General features: G+C 49.9%; 18 protein-coding genes. 15 read left to right on the top strand and 3 right to left on the bottom strand.

Going from position 1 to position 14,664, the window contains the following annotated elements; genetic code table 11:
• The first annotated feature begins 248 nt into the window (after positions 1 to 248).
• The 6 genes from H8B09_RS17120 to H8B09_RS17145 all read left to right on the top strand — a co-directional run bounded on the left by H8B09_RS17120 (position 249) and on the right by H8B09_RS17145 (position 4,921).
• The gene (locus H8B09_RS17120; RefSeq protein ID WP_191204769.1) at positions 249 to 680 is read left to right on the top strand and encodes a BlaI/MecI/CopY family transcriptional regulator; all 432 of its coding nucleotides are present in this window, start codon (positions 249 to 251) and stop codon (positions 678 to 680) included.
• A complete protein-coding gene (locus H8B09_RS17125) occupies positions 677 to 1,477 on the top strand; it encodes a M56 family metallopeptidase (RefSeq protein WP_191204770.1) in 801 nt (266 codons plus the stop codon). The genes H8B09_RS17120 and H8B09_RS17125 overlap by 4 nt, the downstream gene beginning before the upstream one ends.
• A gap of 60 nt (positions 1,478 to 1,537) precedes the next feature.
• Positions 1,538 to 2,326, top strand: a complete 789-nt coding sequence (gene lgt / locus H8B09_RS17130; protein WP_191204771.1) for a prolipoprotein diacylglyceryl transferase — start codon at positions 1,538 to 1,540, stop codon at positions 2,324 to 2,326.
• Between the two features lie 159 nt (positions 2,327 to 2,485).
• Entirely contained in the window at positions 2,486 to 3,385 is a 900-nt protein-coding gene (locus tag H8B09_RS17135; protein WP_191204772.1) for an AraC family transcriptional regulator, read from the top strand.
• A 174-nt stretch (positions 3,386 to 3,559) separates the two neighbouring features.
• The gene (locus tag H8B09_RS17140; RefSeq protein WP_191204773.1) at positions 3,560 to 4,147 is read left to right on the top strand and encodes a TetR/AcrR family transcriptional regulator; all 588 of its coding nucleotides are present in this window, start codon (positions 3,560 to 3,562) and stop codon (positions 4,145 to 4,147) included.
• A gap of 12 nt (positions 4,148 to 4,159) precedes the next feature.
• Complete coding sequence (locus H8B09_RS17145; RefSeq protein WP_191204774.1) at positions 4,160 to 4,921, top strand: glycosyltransferase; 762 nt, start codon at positions 4,160 to 4,162, stop codon at positions 4,919 to 4,921.
• A 339-nt stretch (positions 4,922 to 5,260) separates the two neighbouring features.
• Here H8B09_RS17145 and H8B09_RS17150 read toward each other — a convergent pair whose 3' ends face one another.
• Positions 5,261 to 6,028 (bottom strand): DUF1829 domain-containing protein, encoded by a 768-nt coding sequence (locus tag H8B09_RS17150; RefSeq protein WP_191204775.1) that lies wholly within the window; start codon positions 6,026 to 6,028, stop codon positions 5,261 to 5,263.
• Between the two features lies 1 nt (position 6,029).
• Entirely contained in the window at positions 6,030 to 6,470 is a 441-nt protein-coding gene (locus H8B09_RS17155; RefSeq protein ID WP_191204776.1) for a DUF6978 family protein, read from the bottom strand.
• A gap of 713 nt (positions 6,471 to 7,183) precedes the next feature.
• Here H8B09_RS17155 and H8B09_RS17160 point away from each other — a divergent pair.
• The 9 genes from H8B09_RS17160 to H8B09_RS17195 all read left to right on the top strand — a co-directional run bounded on the left by H8B09_RS17160 (position 7,184) and on the right by H8B09_RS17195 (position 13,321).
• On the top strand, positions 7,184 to 7,585 hold the full coding sequence (locus H8B09_RS17160) for an RrF2 family transcriptional regulator (RefSeq protein WP_191204777.1): 402 nt from the start codon (positions 7,184 to 7,186) through the stop codon (positions 7,583 to 7,585).
• Positions 7,586 to 7,663: 78 nt separating this feature from the next.
• Complete coding sequence (locus H8B09_RS17165) at positions 7,664 to 8,578, top strand: NAD(P)/FAD-dependent oxidoreductase (RefSeq protein WP_191204778.1); 915 nt, start codon at positions 7,664 to 7,666, stop codon at positions 8,576 to 8,578.
• Positions 8,579 to 8,757: 179 nt separating this feature from the next.
• Positions 8,758 to 9,012, top strand: a complete 255-nt coding sequence (locus H8B09_RS17170) for a hypothetical protein (protein WP_191204779.1) — start codon at positions 8,758 to 8,760, stop codon at positions 9,010 to 9,012.
• Positions 9,013 to 9,268: 256 nt separating this feature from the next.
• Positions 9,269 to 9,961: a response regulator transcription factor gene (locus tag H8B09_RS17175; protein ID WP_191204780.1), complete on the top strand. Its 693-nt coding sequence runs from the start codon at positions 9,269 to 9,271 to the stop codon at positions 9,959 to 9,961.
• 79 nt (positions 9,962 to 10,040) lie between these two features.
• Positions 10,041 to 10,964: an ATP-binding cassette domain-containing protein gene (locus H8B09_RS17180; protein WP_191204781.1), complete on the top strand. Its 924-nt coding sequence runs from the start codon at positions 10,041 to 10,043 to the stop codon at positions 10,962 to 10,964.
• On the top strand, positions 10,957 to 11,697 hold the full coding sequence (locus H8B09_RS17185; RefSeq protein ID WP_191204782.1) for an ABC transporter permease: 741 nt from the start codon (positions 10,957 to 10,959) through the stop codon (positions 11,695 to 11,697). The genes H8B09_RS17180 and H8B09_RS17185 overlap by 8 nt, the downstream gene beginning before the upstream one ends.
• A 23-nt stretch (positions 11,698 to 11,720) precedes the next feature.
• On the top strand, positions 11,721 to 12,644 hold the full coding sequence (locus H8B09_RS17190) for a sensor histidine kinase (protein ID WP_191204783.1): 924 nt from the start codon (positions 11,721 to 11,723) through the stop codon (positions 12,642 to 12,644).
• A gap of 28 nt (positions 12,645 to 12,672) precedes the next feature.
• The gene (locus tag H8B09_RS30885; RefSeq protein ID WP_263576138.1) at positions 12,673 to 12,807 is read left to right on the top strand and encodes a hypothetical protein; all 135 of its coding nucleotides are present in this window, start codon (positions 12,673 to 12,675) and stop codon (positions 12,805 to 12,807) included.
• Between the two features lie 22 nt (positions 12,808 to 12,829).
• Entirely contained in the window at positions 12,830 to 13,321 is a 492-nt protein-coding gene (locus tag H8B09_RS17195) for a GyrI-like domain-containing protein (RefSeq protein WP_191204784.1), read from the top strand.
• A 44-nt stretch (positions 13,322 to 13,365) separates the two neighbouring features.
• Here H8B09_RS17195 and H8B09_RS17200 read toward each other — a convergent pair whose 3' ends face one another.
• Positions 13,366 to 14,574, bottom strand: a complete 1,209-nt coding sequence (locus H8B09_RS17200) for an MFS transporter (protein ID WP_191204785.1) — start codon at positions 14,572 to 14,574, stop codon at positions 13,366 to 13,368.
• Positions 14,575 to 14,664 lie beyond the last annotated feature (90 nt).

A 14,664-nucleotide genomic window follows, 5' to 3' on the forward strand; every position in this document is an offset into this window, starting at 1 on the left:
ATGAGGATCGGAGCGTAGTGGTTTGCTACGTGAGAACCGGAAGTCACAGCTTCATCCAAGATTCGACGTCGAATACTCTTCTTGTGATGCTTCGTGATCAAAAGCGGTCTTTTTGAACTACCTCTATTAGCTAATTATAGCACAACGGTTGTTGCCTAATGGATATTGCCTTATCTAGTGCATTCCCCTGTTATTGACAGCCCGTGGTCTATCATACTACAATGTGTAGTATATAAGGATGTGAGGAAATGAAGATCAAGAAGCTGAACGTCGGCGGAGAAGGACTGAATCGATTTTTTGGACCGCTTGAGGCGAAGATTATGGACCTGCTCTGGTCTTCTGAAGGGATGAGCATTAAGGAAGTGCAGTCCATTCTGAACAAAGACAATCCAATCTCGATTAATGCGGTGACGACCGTTATGAACCGGCTGCTGGAGAAGGGCCATCTGACTAAAGCGCTGGTCGGTACGGGCCGTACGCAAGCGGCGCGGTTCAGCACGGTGCAGTCGAAGGAGCAGTTTCTGTCGGAGCAGACGAAAGCCGTATCGCAAGGGCTGATTCAGGAGTACGGCAGTCTTGTCGTCAGCCATATGATCGACGCGCTGGAGGATGTCGATCAAGAGATGATCGCCAAGCTGGAGCATAAGCTAAGCGAGATTAAGAAGAGGAACAAGCAATGAATGCGGCGCCGAGGCTGAGATGGGTGTACGGGCTTGCGATTTTCTTCGTTGTTACGGTAGGTGTGCAGCTTGCGTTGTATACGAACCATTCGATACACAGCGATAGTAGGCAATGTCTGCTCGTGGCGTACATTGAGATCGGTCTGCTGGCCGGCTATACCCTCGTAAGAGCGGGATGGCGGCTCGGAGCACAGGCATATCTGTCACACAAATGGATGAAGCATTTCCGCTCGATCCAGCAGGTGAAGCTGACGAAGCGTCTCCACTACAAATATCGCGATCTTGGCGTGGGACTGCTCGTCGTCAGAGATGATGCTTTCGTCGCGATGGCGATCGGCATGCGGAAGCAGACGATCATCCTCTCCGATACCGTGCTGGACATGTTCAGCGAAGAGGAGCTTAAGGCGATCATTATGCATGAATGGCATCACTGCCGCAATCATGACAATGCGAAGCTGTTCTTCACGAAGCTGCTAACGGAAGCATTCGGGTACCTGCCGATTATGCGTCCCATCTACCGGTATTGTCATACGTGGATGGAGCTGCTTGCGGATCGTTTCGCTATCGAACGAATGGGTACAGAATTGCCGCTGGCAAGCGTACTATTGAAGCTGTCGAAACTGGTCAACATGAGGCAGCATGCGGCTGCTGTACATTTTGCCTCAGCGACGATGGAATATCGGATTGCGCAGGTGCTTGAGCCGGATCAGACCGTTAAGGTGAAGATCGCGATTGTGCGACCGCTGCTTATATCTTTGTCTTTCTTGCTGTTGATGATGATTAGCGGGGATTCCTAAAATCCCTTATTTTTTGACCTATTATACTACGTAATGTAGTGCAATTGAGGAGGCGTTATTGTGAGTGTTGAATTGTTTTCTATTGGCGGATTTACGCTGTACACGCACGGTGTCATCACCGCGCTAGCCGCGATGCTGGCGCTTGGAGTGGCGCATTACTTGGCTGCGGGGACACCCTATCGGGAGCATATTACGAATATGGTGCCTTATCTGTTCGTAGGGGCGATTGCAGGCGCGCGAATCTGGCATGTGTTCTTCTTCCAGTGGGGGTACTATTCGAAGCATCTGTCCGAAATTATTGCGATCTGGAATGGCGGTATTTCGGTGCAAGGCTCTCTTATTGGCAGCTTCATCGCGATGATCGTATACACAAGGAAGCATCGGCTGTCCTTCTGGGGACTTGCGGATGTGCTTGCACCGGCGATTGTCCTGGGTCAATCGATTGGTCGTATCGGATGCTTCATGAACGGCGACGCTTATGGCTCGCCAACGGGACTTGGCTTTGGCATGATCTATCGGGAAGGCACGCTAGCCTACGATAAATATGGCGCTGTGCCCTTATGGCCAGCTGAGCTGTTCGAGAGCCAGTGGGATCTTATTATTTTCGCTGTGCTGCTGATACTCAAAGGTCGGAAGCGGATGACAGGCATGTTGTTCTTAACCTATAACATCTTGTATTCGATTGGCCGGTTTAACCTCGAGTTTCTTCGCGGCGACTCACCCCGTTATTCGTTTGACTGGACAGCAGGTCAATGGACCAGCTTCGTGGTAATCGTCATTAGCATGTGTATGATGGCGGTGCTGTACGCCTATAATCGGCGTGGAATGCAGCAGGCTCCGGCCGCTTAGCTTCTTTGTTTCATTAGGTTATTGGAGGCAGGCAATAGTCACTGGCAGCCATGTTATACTGCAATATAGTAAACACTTCACGAACAACTTTCTTGTGCACAAATAGTTGCGAGACAAAAGAGCAGCTTTTTTATACTTTGATTGAGAGGAGGGGATAGGATGGAATGGCTTGAGCGGATGAACCGGGCAATGGACTATATTGAGACCAACCTGACTGACGAGATTATGCTTAGTGAGGTATCCCGTAGAGCTTGCTGCTCATCCCATCAGTTTCAACGAATGTTCTCGTTCATTACAGGCGTCACACTGGCGGAATATATTCGGCGCCGAAGACTTACGCTTGCTGCGTTGGAGTTACAAAACAACGAGGCTGCGAAAGTGATCGATGTGGCGATAAAGTATGGCTACGAGTCGCCGGTTTCTTTTGCCCGAGCGTTTCAATCGCTTCACGGTATTACGCCGGCAATGGCTAGGCAAGATGGCATTATGCTTAAGGCCTACCCTCGCTTATCCTTCCTCATCACAATCAAAGGAGCGGAAGCGATGGATTATCGTATAGAGACGAAGGAGTCATTCGAGGTATTCGGCATGGAGGGCATATTCCGCAGCGATGGAGAAAGCGGCGAGACAAGCACGCCCGCTCATTTCTGGCAGCAATGCCTTGCCAATGGCGAAGTGGAGAAGCTCGCTGCCAACGCCGGCGAATTGCCTTCTAGCGTGAACCCGGAGTTCAACAAGGTGCATGCGGTATGTTCGTATCGGAATACGGGGACGGATACGTTTCCTTATATGTTGTTCGCTTTTAAGAGCAGCACCAGTCAAGCCGATGGCTATAGGTCGGTTACGATTCCTGCGCATACATGGGCCATATTTCCGTCGGAGTTGTTCGATTGGAGCGCATTCGACGGGGTCATTGAATCGCTGTATCGTCGCTTCTACACCGAGTGGCTGCCGACCTCCGGCTATGAGCAGGCGGAAGGAATGGAGTTCGAAATGTACGGAACTAAAGAAGGTCTGCAATTCGTGGAGTTGTGGTTTGCAGTACGAAGAATCGGATAAGGATATTTGCACAATAAACAGCCGTCCTATGGGATGGCTGTTTTATTTTCCATAAGATGTAACAAATTGTTTAAATGTATCGAACTAAACATGGTTTATATCAAATTAGTAAAAAGGTAATATTAACCACATACCGAACGGTCGGTATGCTGAACGACGAAAGGAAGAGTTCCGTTGAACCAAGAGTCAGACAAGGACAAGGTCACTAAGCAGCGTATTGTCGATTGTGCAAGGGCTTTATTTTCGCAGAAGGGTTATGCCGCCACCTCGATTCAGGATATTTGCAAAGCAGCTGGCTGCAGCAAGGGCGGGGTGTATCACCATTTTGCGAACAAGGAGGGCCTGTTCGTGTACATTGCCGACACAGCCTTCGCGGGGTCCTGGGGAGAGTGGTCCAAACGTTCTGCAGCTATCGACGATATGGAAGAGCTGTTCTATGTGTTTGCGGACTATTTCGTTGATACGCTGCAGCGGCCGTTATCCAAGGCGGCGGAGGAATTCATGCGGGTTGCGGCGGGCAGCGAGAGTGCCGTTCGTTTTATCGGGATTATGAATGAGTACATGCGGAATTTTGAAGATTTTATCGGCAGAGTCATTGCTTCAGGTTTCTTAAAAGAAGAAGATCCGAAGACATTAGCATTCATCGTACTAAGCTTCTACTCCGGTCTAAGCGACAGTCACGCTTTCTTGTCCAAGGATGAGATGAAGGTGCTGTTCCGCAAGTCGACCGAGCTGTTGCTATCCGGCATTCGACGCTCATAAGGAGGAGTGAGTATGTTCATTGGTGCAGATTCCAGCGAGAAGATTAAGTTATCCGTCATTATTCCCGTGCATAATGAAGAGAAATATATTGCAGGCTGCTTGGATTCGATTCAACAGGCGGCTAAGTCATTCACGGGGACGATTGAGGTTGTTGTTGTGCTGAATCGATGCGAGGACCGTACGGAGGAAATCGCCCGTTCTTACAATTGCGTCATCGTTCGGGAAGATGCGAAGAATCTGTCGGTCATCCGCAACGCAGGCGTTAAGGCGGCAAGAGGGGAATGGATCGTGTCTATCGACGCTGACAGCCGCATGGCTGAGAACATGCTGTCCGAGGTAGAGAAATTGCTGTCCAGCGGGCAAATGATAGGTGGCGGTATAGGGGCGATCCGGATGGAGCGGGTTTCGCTTGGCATTATATGTTCCCTGCTCGTTGTGCTGTTACCTCTGATGCTCAAGTACGGCAATATCTCCGTCGGGATGTTCTGGTGCCGCAGGGAAGATTTCCTCGCGATTGGCGGTTTTAACGAGCAGATGCTGATGACGGAGGATGCAGACTTCGCTAAACGGCTGAAGAAGCATGGTCAGAAGAAAGGGCAGAAATTCGGTACGATTCGCACGGCAAAGCTATTCACGTCGACTCGGAAATTCGATACGCATGGAGACTGGGGTTTGTTCAAAAATCCGGGCATCATATTAGGCTACTGGACCGGCGGCAAAGGAAAAAGCAAACAGGCGGCCGATAAGGCGTATTACGAGAACCAAGCGAGGTAAATCTGGATGATTATGCGTATGGAACACAACTCATGGATTGCAAGGAATGGATAAAGCGAGATGAAGCGTTGTGACGCATTGTAGGGCTACAACCTGATGACAGGGGACGAATCCTATCACTTTTATCACAGCTATCGTGATGGGTGAGGTGATAGGCAACGCTATACGATCCCTAAACCGAAGTTTTCGAAAATACGTACACTATTTATCTAGGAAGAGCGTGACGGTACTAGCGTAATCCGCGAATAGGTTGTTACACTATTTATCGTAATTAAACGAAGAGAAGTCAATATATTCAAAAATACGAAATCCACTCTGACAATCTATGCCAGAGTGGATTCATCCCGTTAATTGATCAATGTATTCATTTCTTTTTGACCATAATATCGGTTGAACTTCATATTCATTAAATGCATTAATTATACCGGGACGTATAGATTTTTCTGAGTCATTTAGTATAGCGAAAAGTTTAGAGTCTGGTCTCCGGTTTTCTTTGGTCTCGACCCATGCGAAAAGAAGGTTTTCTGAATTTTGTTTTGTCGGGTTATTAAGCGCATGAAGTATTCTTTCAGGGAATTGCTTCGATCTAGGTACAGCAAAATGAAAAGTTTGGGGAAAGCCACTTCTTCCTGTAAAGCTGATGTTCTCCACAAATCGTATATCGTTATCGAATAGATACTGATCTACTTCTTCAAGAAAGATACTTTGAACGTTTTCTCTAGATGTCATGAACATGTCGTTCACCGTCATCATTGATTGAACTAGCATATGTTTTTTCTGTGGAAAGGCCTCTACTGTTGTTTCTACGAATAGTTCTTCTTTTGGGGAGACCTTAACACCATATCCATTAAGAATGGTTTGTAAAAGCTTCTTTCGTTTTGGTGACGAAAAAACATCACAGCCAGAAAGTTTTAGGTCAGTTAGAATATACCCTGCATCACTTAGGGTTAACTTAGTGCCCGTCTGTTGGACGTAAATCTGTAGGTAATCATTGTGCCTGTCCATAAAAGGAGTAGTTATCTCAACTGCATTTTCTAGCTCTTTAAACGTTATTTTTTGCTTAAGCCAACTGACATACGAGTCAGATAACTGTTCAACCAAACTCAAATTAGTTCACCTCGATTTGGCTAATTACTTCAGGTATTTTATTTATATTATTATACTCTAGGAAGTTAATTAATACCTGAACTAAATCATTGGGATCTGTAATAATTTCACTTGACAAAGGATAGGCCCACTTATCATCATAACCCTCTCTATATATATGGATATGCGGACATGGGATTTCAGTTCCATCGGGATTAGGATGAGCTGGTCCTTCGATATCAATTCTTAGAAGATTAATAGATTTTTTATATCTGGTTTGATAAGTGCACTTTTTTACATTCAATGTTTTGCGTTGGATATCAATTTGAAACCTATCACTTGTTTGAGAGGAGGAAGCCTCTAAAGTTATATATGATTGTAGTGAGGGGAAATTAATTTTGTTTGCGCTAACTAATGTTTTGACTGCATCAAGCAATCTACGTGCCTCGGGATCGGTCAGCATTTTGAGTTCCTCTCCTCATCCTATTTATACTATAATATTACAATTAAAGGATGATTTTGAGAAACCTTTTTTTGGTTGACACTTGTCCAAAGAGAAACTATGAGTAGATCTAGGAACTTAAAACAGGTTCATATTTAAAAAATATATTGAGTACGATGCAAAGCATTCAGGTGGGCGGTACATAAGAGAAAGCGAACTAAAGAGATCATTTAGCTTCCTCTGATGGATCATGCGCTGTAACTGGCAGTCAGCAACTTAAGGAACTTCTGATATTTAGCTATGGCGAAGAGACACTGCAATACGTCGAGACTTTAAAAGCTATCCACGTGTAGCCTAACGGTTGCGACAGAAGCTTATTTGGCTGCAAAGCAAGGATTTCACACTTTAACGGTTCTGAATGATGGCTAATTGAGCATATCCGCCCTATAACGAATGGAAATGAGGCCAATAAATCCGGGCACAACCGTTACAATTCGGAAATCGTCTTATAAGCGTAAATAAGCACTATCGCATCCGTTAGGCGCGTTACAGCAGGCTATTGCTGTTGCATGAAGGTAGAGGCACCCAGCACAGGGTGCTGCGTTAGGTAACGAAATCGAAATCTGAAAGGCAGTCCCGGCCTCAATTCCTGGGCTATCAAATGAGGCGCTTGCCTTCCGCACACATTAACGCTATTATAGATACATAAAGTCCTTAATGGAGGTTGACCCATCATGAAATATTCCCAAGCAACCGACTACGCGCTTCATGCGATGCTCTATCTCGTAGCATCCGCGCCGGATAAACCGGTTGGCGTGCAGCAGCTAGCGGAGAAGCTGGGCGTATCGCCGACCTATCTCTCGAAGCTGATGACGAAGCTCGTCAAAGCGGGACTTATTGTCTCAACGCCAGGTGCGAACGGCGGCTATCGGCTGCGGAAGGCACAGGACGAAATCTCTTTTCTCCATGTCATTCAAGCGATTGAAGGAACGGCAAGCTTGCTGGAATGCAGCTTGGACCATGGGGATGAATGCTTGATCCAGCAAGTCGTATTGGATGCAGAGCGTCAGATGGAGCAGTTGCTCGCAAGCAAGAAATTGGTTGATGTCGCAAGACGTCTGCCTGCAACGGATTAAGTTCCGTTTTTTCTTGCTCCTATTATAGATATAGAGAGTCTTTAATATCTTTAATTAAATTCAAGGAGGAACTTACAAATGAACAAGTATGACTGCATTATTATCGGCGGCGGCCCGGCAGGACTAAGCGGTGCGCTTGCACTAGGCAGAGCAAGAAAGAACGTTCTTGTGCTCGATGATTCACGGCCGCGCAATGCGGTAACGCATGAAATGCACGGCTTCCTATCACGGGATCGGATCAAACCAAGCGAGTTCCGGCGTATTGCGAAGGAGCAAATTAGCGAGTACCCAACGGTACAATTTGCTGCAGAAACAGCAGTATCGGTCGAGGGAAGCGATGGAGAATTCATGATTACAACCGCTCAGGGACAGACCTATACGAGCCGGAAGATATTGTTCGCAATCGGGAAGAAAGATATTCCGCTGCCGATCGCTGGACTCTCAGACGTGTATGGCAAGAGTGCGTTCGTATGCCCATACTGCGACGGTTGGGAACTGCAGGACCAAGAGCTCGTGATCATCGCGAAGGGGGCAGGGGCGTTTCATTTGGCCAAAATGATTCCCGGATGGTCCAGTCGTTACGCGATTTGCACCAACGGGCCGGACGAGTTGACGGAAGAAGAACGCGAGGAGCTGCGCCAGCATGGCGTGCCTGTGTACGATGCGCCGATTCGTTCCATCGTATCGAATGACGGGAAAGTCGAGCGTGTAGAGTTGGAGGACGGCACATCGGTATCGTGCACGGGCATATTCTTCGCGCCGCAGCTTACGATAGGGTCTGAACTGCCTGCATCCATCGGCTGTGAGATGAAGGAGACGGGATCGGTTATTACCGACGCGCTCGGCAGAACGAATGTGCCTGGTGTCTACTGTGCAGGCGATGCCGGAACGGAAATGTATCAGGCTATCGCAGCGGCATCCACAGGGGCGATGGCAGCCATGAGCATTAACGGTGAACTGCTTATGGAGAGCTGGAACCGTTCCAATTATTAAGCCCTTGTATACAAAGGCTGCAATTTCCAATAAAATAGAAGTTAAGTGTTCCAACTGCAAAGTCCATCTCTTCGGTGGACTTTTCGTCTGTATTCCAATTGAATCGGATAACCGTACCCGTATCCATGAACAAGATCAAGCGGACATATTGGGCTTTCCATGTTAAGGAGTGAACTGTTTTGAATCAAGACAACAATAAACCAGTGAATGCCAGATTGAAAATGTCGTTCGATATTATTTTCGTAATTGGCCTGGTGCTTATGATTATTAAACTGGTCTTTCTTGTGTTGGACAAAGTGATTGGCCTCGCTGTTCCGGCATTTAACGATAAGTTTATTTGGAATATCGGGCCGCTCGCGTTGATGGTGATCGGTGGAATTGGCTCCGGCGCGTTGAAGGAGAAACAGAAAGGGACGGATAAGGGGGAACGCTAGCCGTCTCTGTCTAATCCATAAACCCCACATCATACTCATTAATAGACGCGGAGGAATGAGTTTAGCCGTACCGCTCTGAACGGGTCTCCTAGACAGTATGGAGCAAGAGACAATATGACTGATACATGCGGCTGCACCTGAAAGATAGGGGCAGTCGTTTTTTAAAATGCAAATTGAATGGAGCTCCGCCATTCCTCTACAATAGTTGGTAGAACCCGAGCGAATGAACGGACTAGAGAGGAGCACATACACACGTATGACGACGCCAATCCGCATCCTCGTTGTCGAGGACGATAACGATATTAATGCATTGTTGTGCAGCATTATTCGCAAGAGCGGCTACGAGCCGCAGGCGGCGTATTCGGGCACGGAAGCGCTGCTGCATCTGGCTAACGGAACGTGGGACATGGTGCTGCTCGATCTGATGCTTCCCGGGATGAGCGGGGAAGACGTTATGCGCCGGGTACGCGAAGCAAGCCACGTGCCGGTGCTTATTATTTCGGCTAAGCTCGATCAGCGAACGAAAGTGGACATGCTGCGAACGGGGGCAGACGACTATATTACGAAGCCTTTTGACATCGAGGAAGTATCGGCACGGATTGATTCCCAGCTCAGAAGGTCTCGCCGCACAGCCGAACCGTCATCATCCAAGGAGCTTCGTCATAAAGACATCGTCGTTGATCCAGAGGCACGGACGGTCAGCGTCGGAGGTCAACCAATCACATTAACCGCACGGGAATACAGCATCCTGCTGCTCTTCCTATCCTCCCCGAAGAAGGTATTCACCAAAGCGAACGTCTACAGAAGCGCGTGGGGAGACGAATTTCACGACGACGATAATACGATCAACGTACATATGAGCAATCTGAGAAACAAGCTGTCGCGCGCGAATCCGAACGAGGAATATATCGAGACGATCTGGGGTATGGGCTACCGGCTTCGAACTTAAGCTTTTCTTAAGAGTTGTCTTAAGCGCTGCTTATGTTTTCCTCTCTATACTGGGAAACATCATCAGAAGGAGGAGAACCATGAGCGAATACGTAATGAGAACGAACCAGATCTCCAAACAATATAAGCAGCAATGGGCGCTTCGCCAAGTGAATCTAGCCATTCCGAAAGGTGCGATCTACGGATTCATTGGGCAAAATGGCGCTGGCAAATCGACGATGATCCGTCTTGCCGCAGGCCTTGCGTTCCCGACATCCGGGGAACTTGAGCTGTTCGGCGCGACAGGCGGGCAGGCACTGACCGAGGCAAGACGCCGGATCGGCTCGATCATTGAAGGGCCGGCGCTTTATCCGCAGATGAGCGCGGCAGATAATCTGGAGGCACACCGGCTGCTGAAGGGCATCCCGGGGCGCGAGTGTGTGAAGCGGACGCTCGAGCTTGTCGGCTTGGAGGGTACAGGGAAGAAGAAAGCGAAGAACTTCTCGCTAGGCATGAAGCAGCGGCTTGGGCTAGGCATAGCGCTGCTCGGCGATCCGGAGTTTCTGATCCTCGACGAGCCGATTAACGGACTCGACCCGATGGGCGTCGTTGAGATTCGCCAGCTCTTGATGAAGTTGAATCGCGAATATGGCATTACGATTCTGATCTCCAGCCACATTCTAAGCGAGCTTCATCTGCTGGCCACCCACTTCGGAATCATTCATCACGGACGTCTGCTGGAACAGTTAACGGCAGCCGAGCTTAATGCGAACTGTCAGCAGTATCTGCATATTAAGGTGGACGATCCGCATCGAGCGGCGTTTGTCATTGAGACAGCTTTGAGCACAACCGATTACGAGGTAAGTCCGGATGGGACGATCAAGCTGTTCCAATTCGTACACACGCCGGGCAAAGTATCGACTGCACTGGTAGGCGGCGGACTTGTCATTGAGCAGTTCATGCCGATGGGCGCCGATCTTGAGGCCTATTTCACCAGCCGGATCGGAGGTGCTGCACATGAATAACCTCATCAAGGCGGAATGGTTCAAGCTGCGGAAGGATCGGTCGTTCCGGGCGCTTATTTGGATTCTGACGGCTATCTCATTGTTGTACATGGCCGACAGCATCTATGACGGTGATTTTCAGCTCGACTCGTTGTATGCCAACGATATACTGGGGATTAATTTTCAATTTATGCAGCTCGTACCTTGCATTCTAGCCGGGTTCTTCATTTCAGGAGAATATGCGACCGGTACGATGAAGAGCATTGTATCATCCGGAAACAGCAGAATTCAGGTCTATGCAGCGAAGCTGACCGTATTCACGATAGGGGCGGCCATTCTATCTATGCTGCCTTTGCTGCTGATGACAGGCGGAGTGGGCATATATGTTGGCTTCGCCAATCTGCCGGATGGCGTATTCGTCTTACAGACTGTCGGGCTGACGCTGCTGTATGCTGCCGCATTCGGCTCGATCATGACGCTGTTCGCGACGTTGTTCACCGAAAGCGGCAAGTCGATCGGCTTTCTTCTGATATTCTTTATGTTCTTCGGTTCGCTGCTCCAAGCGCTCAGCGCGAAGCTGACTTTCCTGGAGCCGCTATGGGATTACTCCGTGTTCAAGCTGTTGTTTAGCATTGCGGACGTGAAGTCGCTGGACGGAAGCCAATGGTTTACGCAGCTTGCTGTTCCGATCGCTACGATAGTTGTTTTCGGGTGGTTGGGCTGCCGTATTTTTCAGAGAAAAGAAATTAAATAAACAACAGGCGGTGAGCGCTAAGCATGTTCTGGATCGCAGGTTTAGGTGTGATAACGGGCGCGCTGGCGCTCGTCTTGTCGTATCGGCTGAAAGGTGAAATCCGAAGAACGACGCGGCAGCTGCAGCAGTGGAATGACGGCAGGACTGCGAAGAAGCTGGATGTCATCGTTCAGGATCGAGACATGGAGGCGTTGGCCGAGCAGATCAATCGGCAGATTGATCGGACCCGGCAGGCGAACGCGGAGAAGACGCGGACGGAGAACGAGCTCAAGCAGGCGATTTCGCATATCTCGCATGATATCCGAACGCCGATGACATCGATTCTTGGCTACGTTCAGCTGATCGAGAGCGAGGAGCTGTCCGAGACACAGAAGCGGGAATATACAGCCGTTGTCCGCAAAAGCGCACTCCGACTCAAAGCGCTGCTCGAGGATTTCTTCGAGCTGTCGGTCATCGAATCGCCGGACTATGCGCTGAGCATGGAGAAGGTAACGTTGGGCGAGCTTGTGCTGGAGAGCTTAGTCGGTCATTATGAGGCGTTCAACCAGCGGCATATTGAACCGATTATCCGTCTGCCCGAGGAGGAGATCTGCGTCGTGGCCGATGCCTCGGCGGTGAAGCGGGTAATCGAGAATCTCGTTACGAATGCCATCCGATACTCGGCTGGCGACGTCTCGATTCAATTGGAACGTACGGCTGGCTCCTCCTCCGTGCGGCTCACGATTCATAACTCCGCTCCGCGTCTGCTGCAGGCGGATCTAGCGCATCTGTTTGATCGGTTCTACAAGGCTGATCAGCAGCGGACGGAGAGGGGAACGGGACTCGGCCTATCGATTGCGAAGAGCCTGATGCACAAGATGAACGGCCGTTTGACCGCGGAGCTGCAGGGCGGTGTGCTGTTTATGTACTGTGAATGGCAGTCGGCCGAGCAGGATAGTGCGGGGTGAATGAAGAATTTCAGACGAACCGCGTATTATGGTGCGTGTAACGAAGCCGCTGATTGTGCAGCCCCCGCGTATTCTAGTGCCTGGACAGGCGGCATTCGAGCTGCATCTCGTCAGCAATTCTATCCTTGAAGTTATGTTCCACATGAGACGAATCGCCAACTAAGCGCGAAGAGGGGACGAATGAAATGTCGAATCAATCGGAAATGATTCAGCAAGCCATCCCGATCAGCCGTCAAGATTTGCCGGAGCTGCAGTTTGTCGGCATGATCGTCAACGTATCGTTTAAGCATGGAGACTTCAGTCGTATTGGCGAAGTGAAAGAGGCCTTCATGCGCAGAAGGGCAGAAATCCAGAACGTCATTGACCCGGACTACTTCTATGCGCCATGGTACAGCTGCGAAGTCATGTTCACGTACTTCTACTGCATGCAGGTGAGCAGTCTCACGCATGTACCAGAAGGAATGATGGGCTTCTCGGTGGCGGCGCATACGTACTTGAGGGCCGAGTATGATGGCGTATCGCCTTGGGAGCCTGATCCGTACGGGGAGCTGCATCGCTATCGTGCAGAACATGGACTGAAGGAGCACACGAACGCAATGGTGATCGAGAAGTACGCCTTCGCCAACGAAGGCAGGGAAGGTCGCATTACGATCGATATATTTGGTCCGATTGAATAAGCAGAAGCCCTCTAGCGGCAATAGCCGCCAGAGGGCTTTTATTGTCAGGAGGGGCGGACCTCTTGTCCGGATAGTACCTTCTCGTTGTTTGGTATACTAGCTTCCCGGCGAAGAACGCCGCTGAGCAAGAAGGCAGCAAGCGACAGAGCAAGACAGATGCCGGCGAAATAACCGATCGACGAGAAGCCGCCGAGTTGGACGTAGAGAAGACTGGCTGCCCATGCACCAATCGTGTTCGCCCCATTCATCGTTGCGTTGGCAAGGCTGGAGATCGTACCGCGAATGGAGGCGTTCAGCGAAGTGAGACCCTCCATGGCGATCGGAAAGATGATACCCAGTGTTGCGAAAATGACCAAATAGCTGGCTGTCACAACGGACAGACTGGCGATATGAGGCATAACGGCATACAGCACGACGACCAAGAGCATGCCCGTCGTGACAGCTCTTATTGCACCGAGCATTCGGACGACATAGGCGCTGACCAGACTGCCGAGAAGCGTCCCGAACCCGAGGAACATCATAACGTTACCGATCTGCCCCACATGAAGTTCGAATTTATCGGCCAACCATCGGCCTGTAAAGGCGATAGCCGTACCGCTGCCCAGGTGTAGGAGAAGGTAAGCGAAGAAACCGCCTCTTGCTTTGCCGCTTCTTATGAGCGGTGCATATCGGCGAAGGATCACAGTTGGACCGCTTGGCGCCGTACGCGGTTTGATATCAGGAAGCATGTAGAATACGCCGATGCATAGCAGCAGCGAAACTCCGCCGACGGTCCAAAATGGTACCGACCAGTGAGCAGCGGCAAGCCAGCTTCCAATAGGTACGCCAAGCGCTTGGGCCGTGGCGAGACCCGAGAAGGCGATGCCCATCGTCCGCGAGATGGCTGCGGGAGGCATGACGGCCGGGATAGAGGCCCACACCTGCGGTGCTGTGAACGCGGCGCTGACGCCAGCGAGGAAGCGGAATAAACACATCGTCCAGAAGCTGTCAGCGAAGCCGCACAGGATGGTGGAGATCGAGAAGCCGAGCAAGCCGCACACCATGACGGTTCTGCGGTTCCAGCCATCGGATAATGGGCCGGCGATGAGGGCGAAGATGGAGGAGCCGAGCGTATAGGCGCCAAGCATCCAGCCGGCGATGTCGGTCGATACGCCAAACTCATGCTGAAGGGTCGGAAGAAGCGGCGAGATGAGGAACGTATCGGTTCCGATCATGAACATGACGATGAAGAATAACATAGTAAATTTCCGCACGATGGATCACTCCTACTTGTTTAGGTCCTTACGCACCTATCGTACGGTATAATGGTGACAGACTTTGTCATCAACTCGGAATAAGGTAGG

The organism is Paenibacillus terricola, from assembly GCF_014779765.1.
Taxonomy (GTDB): domain Bacteria; phylum Bacillota; class Bacilli; order Paenibacillales; family Paenibacillaceae; genus Paenibacillus_T; species Paenibacillus_T terricola.

Excerpts from the sequence above, each read along its gene's own strand:
- H8B09_RS17165 (WP_191204778.1), top strand. The coding sequence starts at position 7,664 with ATGAACAAGTATGACTGCATTATTATCGGCGGCGGCCCGGCAGGACTA.
- H8B09_RS17155 (WP_191204776.1), bottom strand. The coding sequence starts at position 6,470 with ATGCTGACCGATCCCGAGGCACGTAGATTGCTTGATGCAGTCAAAACA.
- H8B09_RS17160 (WP_191204777.1), top strand. The coding sequence starts at position 7,184 with ATGAAATATTCCCAAGCAACCGACTACGCGCTTCATGCGATGCTCTAT.
- H8B09_RS17120 (WP_191204769.1), top strand. The coding sequence starts at position 249 with ATGAAGATCAAGAAGCTGAACGTCGGCGGAGAAGGACTGAATCGATTT.
- H8B09_RS17185 (WP_191204782.1), top strand. The coding sequence starts at position 10,957 with ATGAATAACCTCATCAAGGCGGAATGGTTCAAGCTGCGGAAGGATCGG.
- H8B09_RS17190 (WP_191204783.1), top strand. The coding sequence starts at position 11,721 with ATGTTCTGGATCGCAGGTTTAGGTGTGATAACGGGCGCGCTGGCGCTC.
- H8B09_RS17175 (WP_191204780.1), top strand. The coding sequence starts at position 9,269 with ATGACGACGCCAATCCGCATCCTCGTTGTCGAGGACGATAACGATATT.
- H8B09_RS17145 (WP_191204774.1), top strand. The coding sequence starts at position 4,160 with ATGTTCATTGGTGCAGATTCCAGCGAGAAGATTAAGTTATCCGTCATT.
- H8B09_RS17125 (WP_191204770.1), top strand. The coding sequence starts at position 677 with ATGAATGCGGCGCCGAGGCTGAGATGGGTGTACGGGCTTGCGATTTTC.
- H8B09_RS17180 (WP_191204781.1), top strand. The coding sequence starts at position 10,041 with ATGAGCGAATACGTAATGAGAACGAACCAGATCTCCAAACAATATAAG.
- H8B09_RS30885 (WP_263576138.1), top strand. The coding sequence starts at position 12,673 with ATGGTGCGTGTAACGAAGCCGCTGATTGTGCAGCCCCCGCGTATTCTA.
- H8B09_RS17195 (WP_191204784.1), top strand. The coding sequence starts at position 12,830 with ATGTCGAATCAATCGGAAATGATTCAGCAAGCCATCCCGATCAGCCGT.
- H8B09_RS17135 (WP_191204772.1), top strand. The coding sequence starts at position 2,486 with ATGGAATGGCTTGAGCGGATGAACCGGGCAATGGACTATATTGAGACC.